This window comes from Marisediminitalea sp. (assembly GCF_984433645.1).
This window is the reverse complement of the sequence record NZ_CFIDRX010000034.1, coordinates 1-15499: the sequence shown is the minus strand read 5'-3', so window position 1 is coordinate 15499 and position 15499 is coordinate 1. Positions and strand designations below refer to the sequence as shown.

Sequence of the window (15499 nt, the reverse complement as noted above, 5' to 3'; positions counted from 1 at the left end):
CTGCGGATTTTACCTATTTATTGAGCTAAAAGCGAATGTAGTCGGCAACAAAACCGGATATTCACCGTCTGACAGGGGTTTTCTACTCAGCCGGAGTGCTTACGTGGTTAATTTTACTCACGATCACCGGCTCGTAGCGCCCGTTTCGCCGACGTTGTAAACGATTCGATACCCATTGAAATGCGAGCCAGGTAAACCCGCCAGAGACCAGAAAGACCAGCAGTTCGTGGAGATCGGTCAGCTCGGTTAAGGTCAGCGCACTGCCAATTAATACCAGCAGTGGCACCACATACATCATCCAGGAAGCCGACAGCAAATGTGCCTCAGGAATGCCCAGCGTCACCTGGTCACCGGCTTTCAGCGGTAACGGCGACACCAGATCAAAGGTTTGCTGTTTGGGGGAGAAGGCTTTTGCCACTGCACTGGTACCGCAGTCATCGGCCGCTTGACAGCTGCCACACGCGGTTTTCACCGATGCGCTAACAGTCACTCTATCGCCGTTTACCGCAACGACAGTGGCCGTCTCGGTGATCACCCTTTGGCTCCTGATGCACTCAACGAATGCGCGATTTCATTGGCTGTCGCAGGCGGTATTTTACCAATAACCGTGATTTGCACCTGACCATTAGTCAGCGACAAAAACGTATTGGTGGAATTGCGTAGCAGAACATCCGAGTCCAACGAGTCCTGAGCGGGCTGTACGTAAACAGACACATCCACCAGCCCGTCACTGAACAGCTTGTACTCCACCACTTGTCCGGTCAGCGCCAGACGACGGGTCTCGCGCTTCACCTCTTGCATGCCCAGAGGGAGAAAACTGACATCCCACTCGTGCCGGCGTGACTGTGGCGTCATTGCCACCGCGGTTGGCAATGCATTGGGATTGATCTTGTTGAAATAGGTCGGAGGCGCTTCGGTCAAATTCACCCCGGTAACCTGAACCTGCTCCAGTAACGTGCCCTGTAAGTCCACCATGTTGAGCTTTAATAACATGCCGGTTTGCTCGTCCAGCCACAGCTGGTAATTGTAGCGATTGTTGTCGCGACTGACGATACGGATTTGCTGTGCTGCCCGGCCTGATACTCGCGTGCGGCCTACGGTGATAAACTGATAACCGTCGGTGAGCGCAAGCGGGTCGTACAGCAGGTCACTGGGTACCGGGCCGGCAATCGCAGTGGCGTAGATACTGTAGGGTTGCACATCGGGCTCGAACACGCTTACCACGTTGTTCAAGCGGATCATTTCCTGCCCTGGACCGTTTTGTAGATTTAACTGTTCGACTTCGGTGCCATCTTCCAGAATCGCATGTCGCCACAAATACGGAATGACTTCTTGTCCCGGACGGGTCACCACATAGGACACTTCGAAATTACCGGTACGATTAGCCTCTGCTAATCGCGTCAGCCACTGTTCAGGAGACAAAACGGCAGTCGACGTGTTTTGTGGCTCAACATATTGCTCGGGGGCTGGCGTAGCTTCCGCTGACTCAGAGGCTATTTGCTCAGGTGATTCAGCATCACTTTGTTGTGCAAACGACACTGCTGAAACCGCGCATGCACCGGTCAGAAACAACAAACGCACGGTTGAGACCGTGCGTTTGATTAAATAACTCTTTGAAAACATATAAAAACTTAAGGCTGATTAGGATTATCTTCTGCCGTCTTGCCGGATTGCTCTTCTGCGCGTTTTAGTTTTAATTGTTGTTCGTGATCAGCGAGCAGCGCGTTAATTTGACGGCGCTTTTCAAGCAACGCTTCCATATCGTTGTTACGAAGCGTTTGGCTTTGTTCCAAACTTACCGGGGCCAGGCCTGCTTGCGCTGTACCACCTGTCTGGAACGTCGTGAACGGCTCAGTCGGTGCTGGCTGGTTCATCTGCTGAACACCCAGGATAACCGCGGCTGCCACAGAAGCGGCCACTGCAAACTGGCCAGACTGGCGCATAAACGGCACAATTTTGTTCACACCTGGAATGGACTGCCATTTTGACTTAGGCGCCAAAACAGTGGCTTCATTTTCCAGCGCGGCGGCGACCTGAGCAGTAATGTCAAATTCTGGCATTACCGTCGCTTCTTTACGAAGACCACTGCGAATAACATGATAACTACGCCATTTGGCCTGTAGTTCACTATCGTTCTTCACACTGTCAATAAACTCAGCTTCGTTGAGTTCACCGTCCATAAAAGCCGATAATTTTTCGTGTTGCTGCGTCATAAAGTACGTTTTCCTGGTGCGACCTGGTTGCTATTCCCACAACCGGCTACCGTCTCAAATTCTACTGTACATCAAAAGTGGCGTATTGCCTACTTTCACGACTCCAGTAATGGTTGAATGACCTTATCAATCGCTTCCCTAGCTCTGAATATCCGGGAACGAACCGTTCCTACCGGACAAGCCATCACGTTTGCTATTTCTTCGTAACTCAATCCTTCGATTTCACGCAGGGTAATGGCCATACGCAAATCGTCGGGTAGCTTTTCCATGGCTCGAAACAATGTCGCTTCAAGCTCATCAGACAGTAATGACCGCTCGGGAGACGACTGCTCCTTCAACGCATCACTACCATCGTAGTAGTCAGCTTCTTCTGCATCAACATCATTAGCGGGCGGCTTACGGCCTTGTGCCACTAAGTAGTTCTTTGCACTGTTTACCGCTATGCGATACAACCAGGTGTAGAATGCGCTGTCGCCCCGAAAGTTGGGCAATGCCCGATAGGCTTTAATAAACGCATCCTGTGTGACATCCGCCACATCACCAGTGTTCTTTACATAGCGCGAAACCAAATGCATCACTTTGTGCTGATATCGCGTTACTAACAGATTGAACGCATTTTTATCGCCCTGCTGGACGCGCTCAACCAGTTGTTGATCTGTAATCTGCTCGCTCATTCGAGCTATTTCTCCTACCTACTAAACTCAAACAGCTCATGCAAGCAAATGAGTAGACTGCGGGGTTTGCAAAAAGTTCGCAAAGTTTGTGATCTTTTTTTCAATCGATGAATTATTCAGGACGTAATAGTTTGAAAATACGGTCGGTATCCGCGTTTTCCTTTTACGTTTGCCCCGACTTTTATTAGACTTGCCGAAAATCACGCATTGTGACCGTAACCGCACATGAATTCAAATCCATCTTCTCCACAATCGCCATTATCTTCACCCGACTCAGCACAGGTAGCACCGGGCTGTGAACACAGCTGCGATGTTTTGATTATCGGTTCGGGTGCCGCCGGCCTCAGTCTGGCGCTGTCTCTTGCTAATTATTGCAGAATCATTTTATTGAGTAAGAGTGACTGTAACGAAGGCTCAACCCGTTACGCCCAAGGCGGTATCGCAGCGGTGTTTGACGAGCGCGACTCGATAGAATCTCATGTGGAAGATACCCTGGAAGCAGGCGCACATTTATGTGACGAAGACGTAGTGCGCTTTACTGCGCAAAATGCAAAATCGGCCATGGAGTGGTTAATTGCTCACGGCGTTCCTTTTGATCAGGAAAAATCTGACGACGGTGAAAATCGCTATCATCTGACCCGGGAGGGCGGCCATAGCTTCCGCCGTATCCTGCACGCAGCTGACGCAACCGGTGAAGCGTTACAAATTACCTTGAACGAAGCCGTATCTCAGCATCCGAATATCCATATTTTCGAGCGCTACAACGCAATAGACCTGATTAAAAGCAAAGACAACCCAAACAGCTGTAAGGGCGCTTATGTATGGAATCGCCGCAGAGAGCAGGTTGAAGTAATTCGCAGCCGCTTTGTTACCCTGGCCACGGGTGGTGCAAGTAAGGTGTACCAGTATACCTCGAACCCTGACGTAGCCAGCGGTGATGGTATAGCCATGGCCTGGCGTGCAGGCTGTAGAGTGGCGAATATGGAATTTAATCAGTTTCATCCGACCTGCCTGTTCCACCCCCAGGCCAGAAACTTTCTGATCACAGAAGCACTGCGCGGTGAAGGAGCGAAATTAGTCCGTCCCGACGGCACCCCGTTTATGGAAAAATTCGATCCTCGCAAAGAGCTGGCACCGCGTGACATTGTTGCACGCGCCATCGACTATGAAATGAAGCGACTGGGTGCCGACTGTATGTACCTGGATATCAGCCATAAGCCAGCAGATTTCATTGTAAAACACTTCCCGAATATCTATCGGCGCTGTCGGGCGTTGGGCATTGATATTACCCGCGAACCCATTCCGGTTGTGCCGGCGGCTCACTACAGCTGTGGCGGGGTAATGACCGACCTGAATGCCAAAACCGATCTCGACAACGTGTACGCAATCGGCGAAGTGGCCTACACAGGCCTGCACGGTGCTAACCGCATGGCTTCTAACTCATTGCTGGAATGCGTGGTGTTTGCCCGTTCTGCGGCTGAACATATTCTGTCACGCCTCGACGAGCCAGGCAGCAATGAACCGATTGCACCATGGGACGAGAGCCAGGTAACTAACTCCGACGAAGAGGTTATTATTCAGCACAACTGGCATGAACTGCGTTTGTTTATGTGGGACTACGTTGGCATCGTGCGTACCAACAAGCGACTGGAACGTGCAATGCGCCGCATTAAATTGCTGGAGCAGGAAATCAGCGAGTATTACTCCAACTTCCGGGTAAGTAATAACCTGCTTGAGCTGCGTAATCTGGTTACCGTCGCAGAACTGATTGTGCGCTGCGCTATGCAACGTCAGGAAAGCCGTGGCCTGCATTACAACCTGGATTACCCTGATCGCGCGGAGTCAGCGACGCCGTCGGTATTAGTACCTCTGAAACGCCTGAGTAATCCGGAACCCGGAAACCTGACAGGCGGATTCGACCAATAACGACGCCCGCTTGTTAAGGCATTATTTACTATGGAACAGTCCGTTGTATTCTGGTTAGTCGCTATTGCAGGCGTGGTATTGACCGGTATCTCTAAATCCGGTTTTGCCGGGGGGATTGGTATAGCCACGGTGCCTATTTTGTCGCTGGTAATGTCACCAGTACAAGCTGCCGCCATCATGCTTCCCTTGCTGATCCTGATGGACGGCTTCAGCCTCAAAGCCTGGTGGGGACAACAGAGTAATCATTATTTAGGGTTACTCATTCCGCCTGCCATTGCAGGTATTGTTGCTGGCTACCTGCTATTCGAATACCTGAATGAAGAGATGCTCAAGCTCGTCCTTGGAGTGATGTCTCTGCTTTTCGCTCTGTGGGGCCTGGGCAATGGTATGCAGCGCGTTACGTTCGGCTCCAGACTAGCGGGTCGCCTATTTGGTGCCATTGCGGGATTAACCAGCTTTGTTGCCCACGCCGGTGGCCCACCGGTTAATATTTATCTCTTAGCCAAAAAACTACCCAAAGCACAGTTTCTGGCGACAGCGGTGATATTTTTCGCCGTTATTAATGTCGTTAAATTAGTGCCCTATGCCATGCTCAATCAATTTAACACCGATAACCTGCTAATAGCGGCATTGTTGATGCCATTTGGCTGGGTGGGAGTGCGTTTGGGACTGGTCATTCAACGTAAGCTGAATGATAAAGTTTTTTATCGCATTATTCTGGTATTGCTGTTGGCCATCGGCATCAAGCTGATTGCTGATGCCTTGGGTTACTGATTCATTTTGCTGCTAGCCAGCCGGGCTGCGCAGTGTGCCGCACATGTAGACTGTCGGTTCAGAAGCAGCCCCATCGCTGAGCACTGAAAAACAAGTATTTTCGCTCGTTAGCCCCACTACCGCTTTCGCTTTACCCGGTAAAAACAAGGGGCGTTTAAACTGGATGTCAATCTCCTGCCCGCTGAGTTGACGGGATGCCTGCAGATCGGAAATTACCCGTGCTGCCGTCCACATTCCGTGGGCTATGGCACGTTTAAAGCCAAATAACTTAGCGGTCACCTGACTAAGGTGAATAGGATTGTAGTCGCCGGACACCCGCGCATAATGGCGAATCAGGCCGCCACTGGCCTGTATGGGTGTCAGTTCGCTTGTGTCGTCCGGCAGCGTCATATCGCGCTCTTCCCAGGCTGGTAAGCCCGTTGCAGAGTGCCCAGTGCGCGCCAGGTACGTGCCCACAGCAGCATACACTGGCTTACCTCGCTGTGTCGCCGTCACGACTACCTCAAATGCGTATCCCCGGCGGTGCTGAAACACCTGGCCAAAACGCACGATCAGTTCACATGGAATGTCCGGTCGGCACTGCGTATAGTCGGTTACCCGGTTACTGATATGAACCAGCCCCAACATGGCAAAAGGGCTTTGCGGACTGCTGATCAGTTTTAGTTGTAACGGCAAAGACCGGACCTGCCAGTAAAGCGGATGCATGGTGTCATTCTGTTGCCAGCCTGCCAGTTCACAGTATTTCTTATAGCGACGGGTATTGGGTAACAGGTTTTCCCACAGCACAGGGGCGCGCTGCAATCCCTCAACATCAGCCGCCGAAAAAGGCCGGGCTTTTTTCATCGCAGCTTGTAAATAAAGTCCTAACATCTAATTCAGTCCTTGGCGATAAATCGCTCTGGCAACTCGACGATAATGCTGATCATCAACCTGATCGGGCCAAAGCCACAGAAAACGGGTGACGTGTGAGCACTGCCCTTTAAGCACAACAAACAGCGCGAAAGGCGTCAACCTGGATTGGTGAGAGACTGCCCAGCTTTCCTTCGGGGTTGTCGAAGCCACCGGTTGCTCTGAGTATTCGTGCCATTGCCCACTTTCACTCAGGGTAACACACATTGTGTTAGCAGGGTGGCGTTGTAACGGCCGGAAAATAGCTGCAACCACCAGCAGGCCCAGCCCCCAAAGCCAGACTGAATCAGTCCCCCCTACAATGAATGCCATCGCCACGCAAAACTGTACCCATGGCCAGGCGTGGCGATACCGGGAAGGCTTGATTAAAAAGCTATACTTTAACTCGGTTAACAATGGTGCTTACCATGTGTGCCAGCGCTGGATCATCGCACTGTTGATGGCCCATAAACCAGGCAAATAAATCCGGGTCGTCGCAGGTAAGTAAGCGTTCAAAGGTTTCCTGATCCTGGTCAGAGAGATCGTGAAAGGCTTCTTCCACAAAGGGCTGCAGCAGAACATCCAGCTCCAGCATGCCGCGACGGCATGCCCACTTTAAACGTGCATAGCGTTTTTCAGTAAACATAGTGCGTGTTAATTCCTGTCTTCGTTGAGGCGGCAAATATACCACGGTTGCGTGGGGGTTGATACTGAACGAAAGATACCGCAGATCAGTTCAGTGAATCCGCCGTTCCCTTCACCGTTTGTGATTCCTGTTAACGATGCCTTGAAGTTGAGGAATTCTCCCCCACTATATGAACTTATACGAGGACAAAAACAGAGTATTCATGCAAACGATCGACCGCCTGAGTGAACTTGAAAGCAGCTTTGCTATTCCCCACGACCGCAACGTATTACTGGTTAGTGGAGAAGATGCACGCACCTTTTTACACGGACAAATTACTGTTGATGTGACCCACTTGGAAAACGGTCAGGTTCGTCGCACCGGCCATTGCGATCCAAAAGGAAAAAGCTGGAGTGTGAACCTGATCACACCCGTTGATGACGCATTACTGATAACCGGGCACGCCGTGGGGGTGGAAGCCTCGCATGCCCAGTTTAAAAAATTTGGCGTGTTTTCCAAGATTACTTTGGAAGATGTGACAACAGCATTTGCTGCGTACTTTATTAAAGGAGCCGAAGCCGAGTCTGCTGTGGCTTCAGTGTTTGGCGAACTACCCGACACGACCATGTCTGCTATCAATACACAAGCAGGCCTTTGCATAAGACTGGATTTACCGGATGGCGGACTACTCGTTCTGTGTAAAACAGACCACCTTGAAAATTTGCAGCAGGCGCTGAGCGACCAGGGTATTACCCTCTATCCACCAGCAGTGTTTGAGGCTCTGCAAATTCAGGCGGGGCTCCCTGAAATCAGTCAGCCAGAACACATTGGGCAGTTTGTACCACAAATGATGAATTTACAGGCACTCAATGGCATCGACTTTAAAAAAGGGTGTTACATGGGTCAGGAAGTGGTCGCCCGCACCCGGTATCTGGGCCGAAATAAACGAGCCGCTTATGTATTTCGTGTCGACCAGGCCATTAGTGGTATAGAGCATATGCAGTTAGAGAAGCAACTCGGCGAACACTGGCGCGGTGGCGGCACCATTTTAAAAGCTGCGACGATAGGCCAGGAAAGTTGGATCCTCGCTGTATTGAGTAACGATACCACGGCCGAAGATACCTTTCGTCTGAATGAAAATCCCGACGCGCAGTTGATCCAATGCGACTTGCCGTATAGGCTTGAAGAATAGCGCACCATTTGGTGCTTCTACACCATCAATACAAGGTAACATTATGCAAATATCTGAAAACAGTGTGGTCGTGATGCATTACACTGTGAGCACGGAAGACGGCACAGAACTGGACACGTCTCGCAACGGCCAACCGCTTGCAGCGTTGTTGGGTAGCCGCTTTCTGATCAGCGGACTGGAAGAAGCCCTGCAAGGCAAGCAGGCTGGCGACAACTTCGCAGTCACCATTGGCCCGGAAAAAGCCTACGGTGAGCGACTGGACCAGTTAGTGCAGGATGTGCCCTTGTCGATGTTTAATGATTTGGAAGTTGAAGTAGGCATGTCTTTCCGTGCGACTACCGACCACGGCGAGCAGTCAGTTATTGTTATCGATAAAACCGACGACCAGGTGACTATCGACGGCAATCACCCGTTAGCGGGCATTACATTGTCATTTGAAGTTGATGTCATTGAAGTACGTGAGCCAACGGCTGACGAATTACAACACGGCCATGTTCATGGTCCGGGTGGCTGTGGCCACAACCACTAATTCGTTTTTTACAGACGTTAAAAAGGGGCTTTCAGCCCCTTTTTTAATGCGTATTTTCAGGTTAGACGATGCGATATTAAATCGCTTCGTCGTCCTGCTCAGAAGTACGGATACGAATGGCTTGTTCAACCGGATAAACAAAGATTTTGCCATCGCCGATTTTACCGGTTTTGGCGGACTTCAAGATAGCTTCAACGGCTACGTCTACCCGGTCATCGGTTAGGATCAGGTCAATTTTCACTTTCGGTAAAAAGTCTACCTGGTACTCAGCCCCGCGGTATAACTCAGTGTGGCCTTTTTGACGACCAAACCCTTTTACTTCCGTTACGGTCATACCAGCAATGCCTACGTCTGCCAGTGCTTCTCGTACATCATCGAGTTTGAACGGTTTTATTATTGCTTCTATCTTCTTCATGTTCGCTTACTCATCGTAAATAGTCGGAATGGGTACACGCTTGTGCTGTGTTCTTTGATAAATATACAACAATTTCTCGGAGACTTCCGGTGCAACATCTTTGCCTTCCAGAAAATCATCGATTTGATCGTATGTCAGACCAAGCGCTTGTTCATCCGCTTTCTGAGGAGACAAACTCTCCAGGTCTGCCGTAGGCGCTTTGTGAATGATCTTAGCCGGTGCGCCGAGGTGCTCAGCAACCTGTCTGACCTGACGTTTGCTCAAGCCAAATAGCGGTGCCAGATCGCAGGCTCCATCACCGTATTTAGTGTAAAAACCCGTGATATTTTCGGCTGAATGGTCGGTACCCAACACCAGTCCATCTACCATGCCGGCTATTTCGTACTGAATGACCATACGGGTGCGGGCTTTTACGTTCCCTTTCACAAAATCTTGTTTCGCTTCATCGGCAGGCAGCAGTCCGGCTGGCGCAAGCGCATCACACGTTTGTGCATGTATCGCATCAGCACCGGGCTGAACGTTTACCGCAACAGAATGCGTAGGCTTAATAAAATCAATCGATGCCTGCGCATCTTCCTCGTCGGCCTGCACCTGATAAGGCAGACGAACCGCGATAAACTGATACGCTTCGTGATGCTCCTGATTAAGTTCATCAACGGCCAGTTGAGCCAGTCTGCCCAGCGTACATGAATCTATGCCGCCACTTATGCCTAAAACCAGTGAATTCATACCAGATTGCAGTAAATGCTTTTTAATAAAGCCCACACGGCGGGTTACTTCATACTCGACATCGATAGCCGGGAGTACCTTCATTTCTTCAATAACGGCTTGTTTGTCCATGAGTCAGTCCAATTGCACTTTTTCAGATGTTTACAGTCTACGTTAAATGTAGGTCCTTTGTCAGCTTAGAAAATTCACCAAAGTCTATGAAATTTCACGTCTTAGTTGCTTGCAGCTATACGCAAAACATACCAAAGTGTCTATTATCATAAGCTTGACCCAGTTACATACGCTACACTACCGGTGAACAGATTATTTTTTTAGATTGAGTATGCGCCAGGCGGGATACACCTTACTAGAACTGATGGTTACAATTGCCGTGCTCAGCATTGTTATAGCGGTGGTTGTTCCTGGTGCCCGTGATTTAGTGAATCACACGCGACTTAGCAGCGAAATCAATGAATTGAGCAGCATGTCGAGACTGGCTCGCTTTAAAGCCATGGATGAACAATCCAACGTTATCGTATGCCCTACCAAAGACTTCAGCAGTTGTTCAACGAACTGGACCTACGGAAAAATGGCTTTTGTGGATATTAACGACGACGGCACACGCAATAGCAACGAAGCTATTCTGGCCTCGACCGAAATCATGAACGGCAGCCTGAAAATCTTCGCCCCCTCCCAGTCACTGGTTTTCGACAGACGCGGCGGTGCGAACGTAACCACCACCATTACACTTTGCGACACCACACTAAAAGCCTCTGCCGCGGTAGGACTCATCATTAACGGTTACGGCAAAATTGCCATTGCCGCCGACAGCGATGACGATGGCATTAAGGAAAATCACGCGGGCAATAAGTTGGCTTGTTCTTAAAGGGCATAGCGAGCAAAACACGCTTTAAGTTCAGTGCCATTTCTATTGTATTTATCCGATATTTCTCATACCAATTCGAGCTGAAGAATCCCAACGTTTCGGTTGAAGGCCTTATGAAACTCAAAACTATGAGTTTGTTCGCCTGCATTACGGCTTTTATTTGCTGCTGTGCATTAGACAACCTGAGCTATTTTTATTGCCTCGTATTATCGGTAATTCCGATCAATATACGATTTGGCGATAGTTCATTTGAATGTGACGTTACGAAATACCCAAAGCTACAATGGCTATGCAGTGTTGAGTTACCCTCCACTACTCTTTGCTAGCCTGTTAATCGCCTACCAGTGTTTTAGTGATTGACGAAAACCGATTAAGCATCCCGGCGTTTTGCATTTAAAAACAAATAGAGGTGGGAAGCCATTGCTCCGGTGCTGTAAGACAATAGCAACATACCTTTCACATTGTAGGACGTAAAAAGTAGCGACAAGCCAACGAAAAAAGAGAAGATAAATAACCACACCATGCCTTCGGTTTTGGCATCCTGATCGCCCAGTACAACCTCGACGAATGGGCAAAGTGCACCGCAAAGAAAACCAACAGTAAAGTCTGACTCCGGAAATAAAGGAGCTAAACCGAAGGCGAACAGCAGGGATATGAGCAGAGCAACCCGACTTCGAGCGTGGTTAATCCACATCCTGAACTATCAACACGACCAACAGTATTCACTGGCAGCCAGGCTGCCGTCGTTGTTTTTGTCCCAGGCTTTTCTGCCATCGCTGAAGATATATAAATTACCATCGCCGGCCTGTGCTGTGCCACTAACGGGAATCGCTCTCAATTCAAAGCTGTTGCCGTCTGTGCTGACACTGGAAATGGTTAGCGTGTATTTTTTATCTGAAGCGGACTCAGTTGACGGGGAATGTGTGGCATAAATTGCTGGCGCCCCGGTGTTTCCGCCGCCACTTGCCGCACCGTTGTAACTGAAAGTGGTCGCATAGTGGCGTTCCATTGCCGCGGCCAGACTCATTAGATCGGCTTTGGCGGTGCCGCGATTTGTGCTCACCATCATCGACTGATATGACGGATAGCCCACAGCGGCAATAATACCCACAATGACGACGGCAATCATTAACTCTATTAACGTAAACGCTGCTTGGCGTTGCATATTATTGCTCCACTTCTGTCGACCAGCTGCCTCGCATAACGCGCTGATATCGACCAAAAATATTCTGACTCAAACATTCAAATGCCGAGGTGCAGGCTTCTTCATTGCCCTGGTCATCAATAGGCACTACGGCTGAAACACACTCGGTACCCAAGCATATAGTGGGGTTAGACGCATCTTCAATCAATATTTTGGTATCCGGTGCGATGCCCGTTTGTGTGAGTGTAGCAAACCGATCGTCATTGGTGAGGTCGCCGTCTGCATTTAAGTCTCCGGCGGCGTTACCGTCCAACAAATTAACCAGATATGCGCGACTATTACCAGCCGGAGGCGCACAGGCACTGGTGCTGCTGGCGGCAGGCACGTACGTTGTGAAAAACACTTTGTAGTTCACGATAACCGGCGACGACAAGACCTTTTCACCGGCTGTTTGCAATTGCAGATACCAGCCTTGCTTAGAGGCATAATCACTAATGGCAACATTTCGAGTAGCATCGTCACTGTCTGTCAGAGCATGACTGGTTGCATCGAACAAGTCACTCTCGGTAATGGTACTAGGGAACGTAAATTCACCACTGGTGTCCGGCGTGAACACCCCGGTATCCTTGATCATATAGAATCGGTCATTCACCACTTGGTCCAGCGGATTTGCACGCCAGCCGCTGCCTACAACGACGGCGTAAAAGTTCTGGCTGCCCAGCGTGACTTCAGATACATCAACACCGTAGTAGAAGTGGCGGTTGTCGCCATTCGACGAAGCGGCAAGGTCTGCAATGCGCTGACCTTTAATGAAATCACTGCCTGACTTCCCGTTGTAGATATCAAATCGGAATATCTGGCCGCCCATGTCCGTTGCATACAGGTGATCTGCCAGACCGTCGTTGTCTCTGTCGATTGCCGCAACATGGCCCGGAATTGAATAGGTCATTTCTGATAAATTCAGGTCGGCACTCGCGTTGGAGGCTTGCCACAACAACGCGCCGGTATCGGCATTGAAGATCATCACGGCGTTTCCTACCGCATCGGGTGTCCGTGTAGGGTGGGTATCCTGCCCTTCATCATAACCACCACCCACAATCATCACGTTATACACGGTACCGCCCATGTTCATTTTCGTGATGATGGGGCGAGACCAGGTTTGCCCCAGTTTCTCAAGGCCTGCGCTGCCACCATCGATGGTAAACACCAGGCTCGGTGACGTTTTAGACGTGATATCAAATACGTAGTAATTACGTCCACCGCGACGCATTCCCACGTAAAGGTATTTTTTATTGTTGAATTCACGCAACACCATGTGGCCGTCCAGTCCGTAGATGTGCTGATAACTGGACGCATCCTGATAAAAGTCCTTGGCGTTGGCTAACATCTCCTTCGGGGCAACGGCAAAGTACTCGTAACCCGTATCAGCATCAAAAGCATGGAGGTAACCATGGTTAGTCGCAATGTAAATAACGGAGTCATTGGTTCCGTAGTTCACAATAACGGGCTGTGAGTGAATGGGATCGCCCATTTGCAGGCGCGCTTCAGTTAAATCGCCGTCACCATCGAAGTCGCGTAAATCAATGCCCCTGCTCCACTGTAGCAGTTGCGTACGTAAACCACTGGGATCGCTTTCCGCATCGGTATCCATATCGGCCGTTGAAATGTTTGAGTTGTTTTCGTGGACCTGATTGCTGCTCTGGATAATGGAACCCGGACCGTCAAAGAAATAAATATTGCGACTGCCGTACAGCAAGGAAGCAGCGCCACCTTCGCGGACATCCGCTCCGTCCAGCGTGGGTGACCAATAACTGTGTGAACTATCGGCAAAGAAGCCGGTATTTTCATCGATTGCGACCAGACCATTCTGGTCGAACACCTGATCACCGGAAATACGGTATTTTTTCAGGTTGCCTGGCCACAAAGTACCTTCGGCTGGCTTAAACAAAGCGTAGTACAGCTCGTCCTGGTGGGTCAGTCGGTTCAACTGGTTTACCGCCACACCAGGAGATACGAAGGTAGCATTAACGTCTTTCACAGAACGCAGGATTGTCTGAAATGCCGTTAACAGGTCAGCACTGTTGCTGGCAGTATAAAACCCACCACCGCTATTCAGTGCCAGTCTGTATAAGAAGTTATTCGCGGTATTGTTAGCGGCAAAACCAATGGTATGCGTAGTGACTTTGGCATTAATGGCTGAGCTTGCCGACTTACTGATATTTGATACCAGGTCCAATCCACAGAGTTCACCTGAACTGGCAGACTGGCAAGAGGTGCTTAGCAGGTTCTGAATCTTCGACGCACTGTGGTTGCTGTTTGCCTCACCGTCTGACAACAACACAATATGGTTGTTGGTTTGGCACTGTAAGTCCTGTACCGGGCTAATGTAAGTTGCAGGGCTGGGAATGTATTCCCCCACGCAATCACTGTCGCTCAGATTTTCCTCGCCACAACCATAGGGGCGAACGGCATCTGCGCCCGTATAAGAGTCTCTGTGGCTAACCCGGGTGTTTCTTCTTACTGTTGTTGACGTCGACGACTGCCCGCGGCTCAAGCCATAATCAACATTCAGTCCGCCGTAATACAGTGATGCCTCGTACAAGGTATCCACAATAGGCGTATAACCACTTGCCGCCAAATCATCGACTTTACTGATCAGCAAATCCCGCACAGTTAACGAACTGCCCGCCTGCGCGTTACCGCTGAACTGCACATACAAACGCGGCGCTGCAGATGGCTTACCCGTGTAGGAGTATGCACCTCTGACATTTGAAAAATTACTCAAAACAAATCCCAGTGCATTGCCGGCCTGCCAGCCACCTCGGCCCACAATACTGTTTATAATACTGCTGACATCAACAGTCTGATAAGAGCGGTTTTTACGAAAACTCGGCATCGACCAATTGACCCCCGCGGTTTTAGCCACGTTTTGCAGGTCGTAGCGGCCGTGGTTGCGGAAGTTGCTAATATCGTCGGCATCGATGCCCTGAATTAACATGGATGCGCCGCTGCCATAATCTGAGTCATACGCGGTAAATTCAATATAAGCTGATGATACGGTAGCGCCTTGAGGTATGTTGACTGACTCGAAACGCAAGCCAATGTAATTATTCGAGGAGCTACGAAAAGTGAGTTCGCGGCCTGTCGATTCGCGTCCCCGGGTATTTTCTTCTACATTATTGTACTGGTCAGAAATCTGATACTGCGCATCTTCCGCAATACACCCCGTAGCAGTAGTTTGATCGTATTCAATAATAAGCTGAGGAGAGTTACCCGTACCGTCATCGTAACCTATGACCTTGCGTGAACTGGCTGTGGTATTTCCCTGAGCATTCACCAGTAGCGTTAAGGCATTTCCTCCGCACCAGGTCGACAAGTCGATAATTTCCTGAATTACGGGTGTAATATCAGGCGTACTGACTTCTTCTCCGGATGCCGGAAAATCATTACCTGTGCTCCAGTCCACCGTGGCCGTTGTTTGCGTTTTCGATGTTATTGAGCCAGAGCCGGTAGTAAGCGCTGAAG

General features: G+C 49.9%; 17 protein-coding genes. 5 read left to right on the top strand and 12 right to left on the bottom strand.

The features are described 5' to 3' along the window. Positions 1-82: 82 nt before the first annotated feature. The 4 genes from AC4MRN_RS06700 to rpoE form a co-directional block, all read right to left on the bottom strand. Positions 83-535, bottom strand: coding sequence for a SoxR reducing system RseC family protein (locus tag AC4MRN_RS06700; protein WP_491202835.1), 453 nt, complete (start codon positions 533-535; stop codon positions 83-85). Further along, positions 532-1581, bottom strand: coding sequence for a MucB/RseB C-terminal domain-containing protein (locus AC4MRN_RS06695; RefSeq protein ID WP_491202834.1), 1050 nt, complete (start codon positions 1579-1581; stop codon positions 532-534). The genes AC4MRN_RS06700 and AC4MRN_RS06695 overlap by 4 nt, the downstream gene beginning before the upstream one ends. Before the next feature lie 50 nt (positions 1582-1631). Next, positions 1632-2213 carry a sigma-E factor negative regulatory protein gene (locus AC4MRN_RS06690; protein ID WP_073322964.1) on the bottom strand — a complete coding sequence of 194 codons (582 nt, stop codon included), beginning with the start codon at positions 2211-2213 and terminating at the stop codon, positions 1632-1634. 95 nt (positions 2214-2308) lie between these two features. Next, positions 2309-2887 (bottom strand): RNA polymerase sigma factor RpoE, encoded by a 579-nt coding sequence (gene rpoE / locus AC4MRN_RS06685; RefSeq protein WP_073322966.1) that lies wholly within the window; start codon positions 2885-2887, stop codon positions 2309-2311. A 225-nt stretch (positions 2888-3112) separates the two neighbouring features. Between rpoE and nadB the strand changes: the two genes are divergently transcribed. Together nadB and AC4MRN_RS06675 are read left to right on the top strand one after the other, a co-directional pair. Beyond that, entirely contained in the window at positions 3113-4813 is a 1701-nt protein-coding gene (gene nadB / locus AC4MRN_RS06680) for an L-aspartate oxidase (RefSeq protein WP_155014157.1), read from the top strand. Positions 4814-4843: 30 nt separating this feature from the next. Further along, positions 4844-5587 (top strand): sulfite exporter TauE/SafE family protein, encoded by a 744-nt coding sequence (locus AC4MRN_RS06675; RefSeq protein WP_491202833.1) that lies wholly within the window; start codon positions 4844-4846, stop codon positions 5585-5587. A gap of 12 nt (positions 5588-5599) precedes the next feature. Here the strand turns inward: AC4MRN_RS06675 and AC4MRN_RS06670 are convergent, their stop codons facing one another. The 3 genes from AC4MRN_RS06670 to AC4MRN_RS06660 are packed head-to-tail and all read right to left on the bottom strand — an operon-like array spanning position 5600 to position 7121. Next, positions 5600-6457, bottom strand: a complete 858-nt coding sequence (locus AC4MRN_RS06670) for a MaoC family dehydratase (protein WP_491202832.1) — start codon at positions 6455-6457, stop codon at positions 5600-5602. Then, positions 6458-6892, bottom strand: a complete 435-nt coding sequence (locus AC4MRN_RS06665) for a protein YgfX (RefSeq protein WP_491202831.1) — start codon at positions 6890-6892, stop codon at positions 6458-6460. After that, complete coding sequence (locus tag AC4MRN_RS06660) at positions 6870-7121, bottom strand: FAD assembly factor SdhE (RefSeq protein WP_073322975.1); 252 nt, start codon at positions 7119-7121, stop codon at positions 6870-6872. Before AC4MRN_RS06660 ends, AC4MRN_RS06665 begins: the two co-directional genes overlap by 23 nt. 202 nt (positions 7122-7323) lie before the next feature. On the opposite strand from AC4MRN_RS06660, the gene ygfZ reads away from it, so the two are divergent. After that, on the top strand, positions 7324-8292 hold the full coding sequence (gene ygfZ / locus AC4MRN_RS06655; RefSeq protein ID WP_175555806.1) for a CAF17-like 4Fe-4S cluster assembly/insertion protein YgfZ: 969 nt from the start codon (positions 7324-7326) through the stop codon (positions 8290-8292). A gap of 43 nt (positions 8293-8335) precedes the next feature. Next, entirely contained in the window at positions 8336-8821 is a 486-nt protein-coding gene (locus AC4MRN_RS06650; RefSeq protein ID WP_073322979.1) for an FKBP-type peptidyl-prolyl cis-trans isomerase, read from the top strand. Positions 8822-8897: 76 nt separating this feature from the next. Here the strand turns inward: AC4MRN_RS06650 and AC4MRN_RS06645 are convergent, their stop codons facing one another. Together AC4MRN_RS06645 and nadE are read right to left on the bottom strand one after the other, a co-directional pair. Beyond that, complete coding sequence (locus tag AC4MRN_RS06645) at positions 8898-9236, bottom strand: P-II family nitrogen regulator (RefSeq protein ID WP_073322981.1); 339 nt, start codon at positions 9234-9236, stop codon at positions 8898-8900. A gap of 6 nt (positions 9237-9242) precedes the next feature. Beyond that, on the bottom strand, positions 9243-10076 hold the full coding sequence (nadE, locus tag AC4MRN_RS06640) for an NAD(+) synthase (RefSeq protein ID WP_155014150.1): 834 nt from the start codon (positions 10074-10076) through the stop codon (positions 9243-9245). Positions 10077-10287: 211 nt separating this feature from the next. Between nadE and AC4MRN_RS06635 the strand changes: the two genes are divergently transcribed. Further along, positions 10288-10830, top strand: a complete 543-nt coding sequence (locus AC4MRN_RS06635; protein ID WP_073322985.1) for a GspH/FimT family pseudopilin — start codon at positions 10288-10290, stop codon at positions 10828-10830. 370 nt (positions 10831-11200) lie between these two features. On the opposite strand, the gene AC4MRN_RS06630 is transcribed toward AC4MRN_RS06635, so the two are convergent. The 3 genes from AC4MRN_RS06630 to AC4MRN_RS06620 form a co-directional block, all read right to left on the bottom strand. Further along, positions 11201-11524: a hypothetical protein gene (locus tag AC4MRN_RS06630; RefSeq protein WP_491202830.1), complete on the bottom strand. Its 324-nt coding sequence runs from the start codon at positions 11522-11524 to the stop codon at positions 11201-11203. A gap of 9 nt (positions 11525-11533) precedes the next feature. After that, a complete protein-coding gene (locus AC4MRN_RS06625; protein WP_073322991.1) occupies positions 11534-11995 on the bottom strand; it encodes a type IV pilin protein in 462 nt (153 codons plus the stop codon). A gap of 1 nt (position 11996) precedes the next feature. After that, on the bottom strand, positions 11997-15499 hold a 3503-nt coding region (locus tag AC4MRN_RS06620), incomplete at its 5' end, for a pilus assembly protein (RefSeq protein ID WP_491202829.1).

What these genes read in the sequence shown, in the direction of transcription:
- AC4MRN_RS06630 (WP_491202830.1), bottom strand. Translation starts at nt 11,524, where the DNA reads ATGTGGATTAACCACGCTCGAAGTCGGGTTGCTCTGCTCATATCCCTG.
- AC4MRN_RS06670 (WP_491202832.1), bottom strand. Translation starts at nt 6,457, where the DNA reads ATGTTAGGACTTTATTTACAAGCTGCGATGAAAAAAGCCCGGCCTTTT.
- nadB (WP_155014157.1), top strand. Translation starts at nt 3,113, where the DNA reads ATGAATTCAAATCCATCTTCTCCACAATCGCCATTATCTTCACCCGAC.
- AC4MRN_RS06650 (WP_073322979.1), top strand. Translation starts at nt 8,336, where the DNA reads ATGCAAATATCTGAAAACAGTGTGGTCGTGATGCATTACACTGTGAGC.
- AC4MRN_RS06660 (WP_073322975.1), bottom strand. Translation starts at nt 7,121, where the DNA reads ATGTTTACTGAAAAACGCTATGCACGTTTAAAGTGGGCATGCCGTCGC.
- AC4MRN_RS06625 (WP_073322991.1), bottom strand. Translation starts at nt 11,995, where the DNA reads ATGCAACGCCAAGCAGCGTTTACGTTAATAGAGTTAATGATTGCCGTC.
- AC4MRN_RS06645 (WP_073322981.1), bottom strand. Translation starts at nt 9,236, where the DNA reads ATGAAGAAGATAGAAGCAATAATAAAACCGTTCAAACTCGATGATGTA.
- AC4MRN_RS06690 (WP_073322964.1), bottom strand. Translation starts at nt 2,213, where the DNA reads ATGACGCAGCAACACGAAAAATTATCGGCTTTTATGGACGGTGAACTC.
- AC4MRN_RS06635 (WP_073322985.1), top strand. Translation starts at nt 10,288, where the DNA reads ATGCGCCAGGCGGGATACACCTTACTAGAACTGATGGTTACAATTGCC.
- AC4MRN_RS06675 (WP_491202833.1), top strand. Translation starts at nt 4,844, where the DNA reads ATGGAACAGTCCGTTGTATTCTGGTTAGTCGCTATTGCAGGCGTGGTA.
- nadE (WP_155014150.1), bottom strand. Translation starts at nt 10,076, where the DNA reads ATGGACAAACAAGCCGTTATTGAAGAAATGAAGGTACTCCCGGCTATC.
- ygfZ (WP_175555806.1), top strand. Translation starts at nt 7,324, where the DNA reads ATGCAAACGATCGACCGCCTGAGTGAACTTGAAAGCAGCTTTGCTATT.
- rpoE (WP_073322966.1), bottom strand. Translation starts at nt 2,887, where the DNA reads ATGAGCGAGCAGATTACAGATCAACAACTGGTTGAGCGCGTCCAGCAG.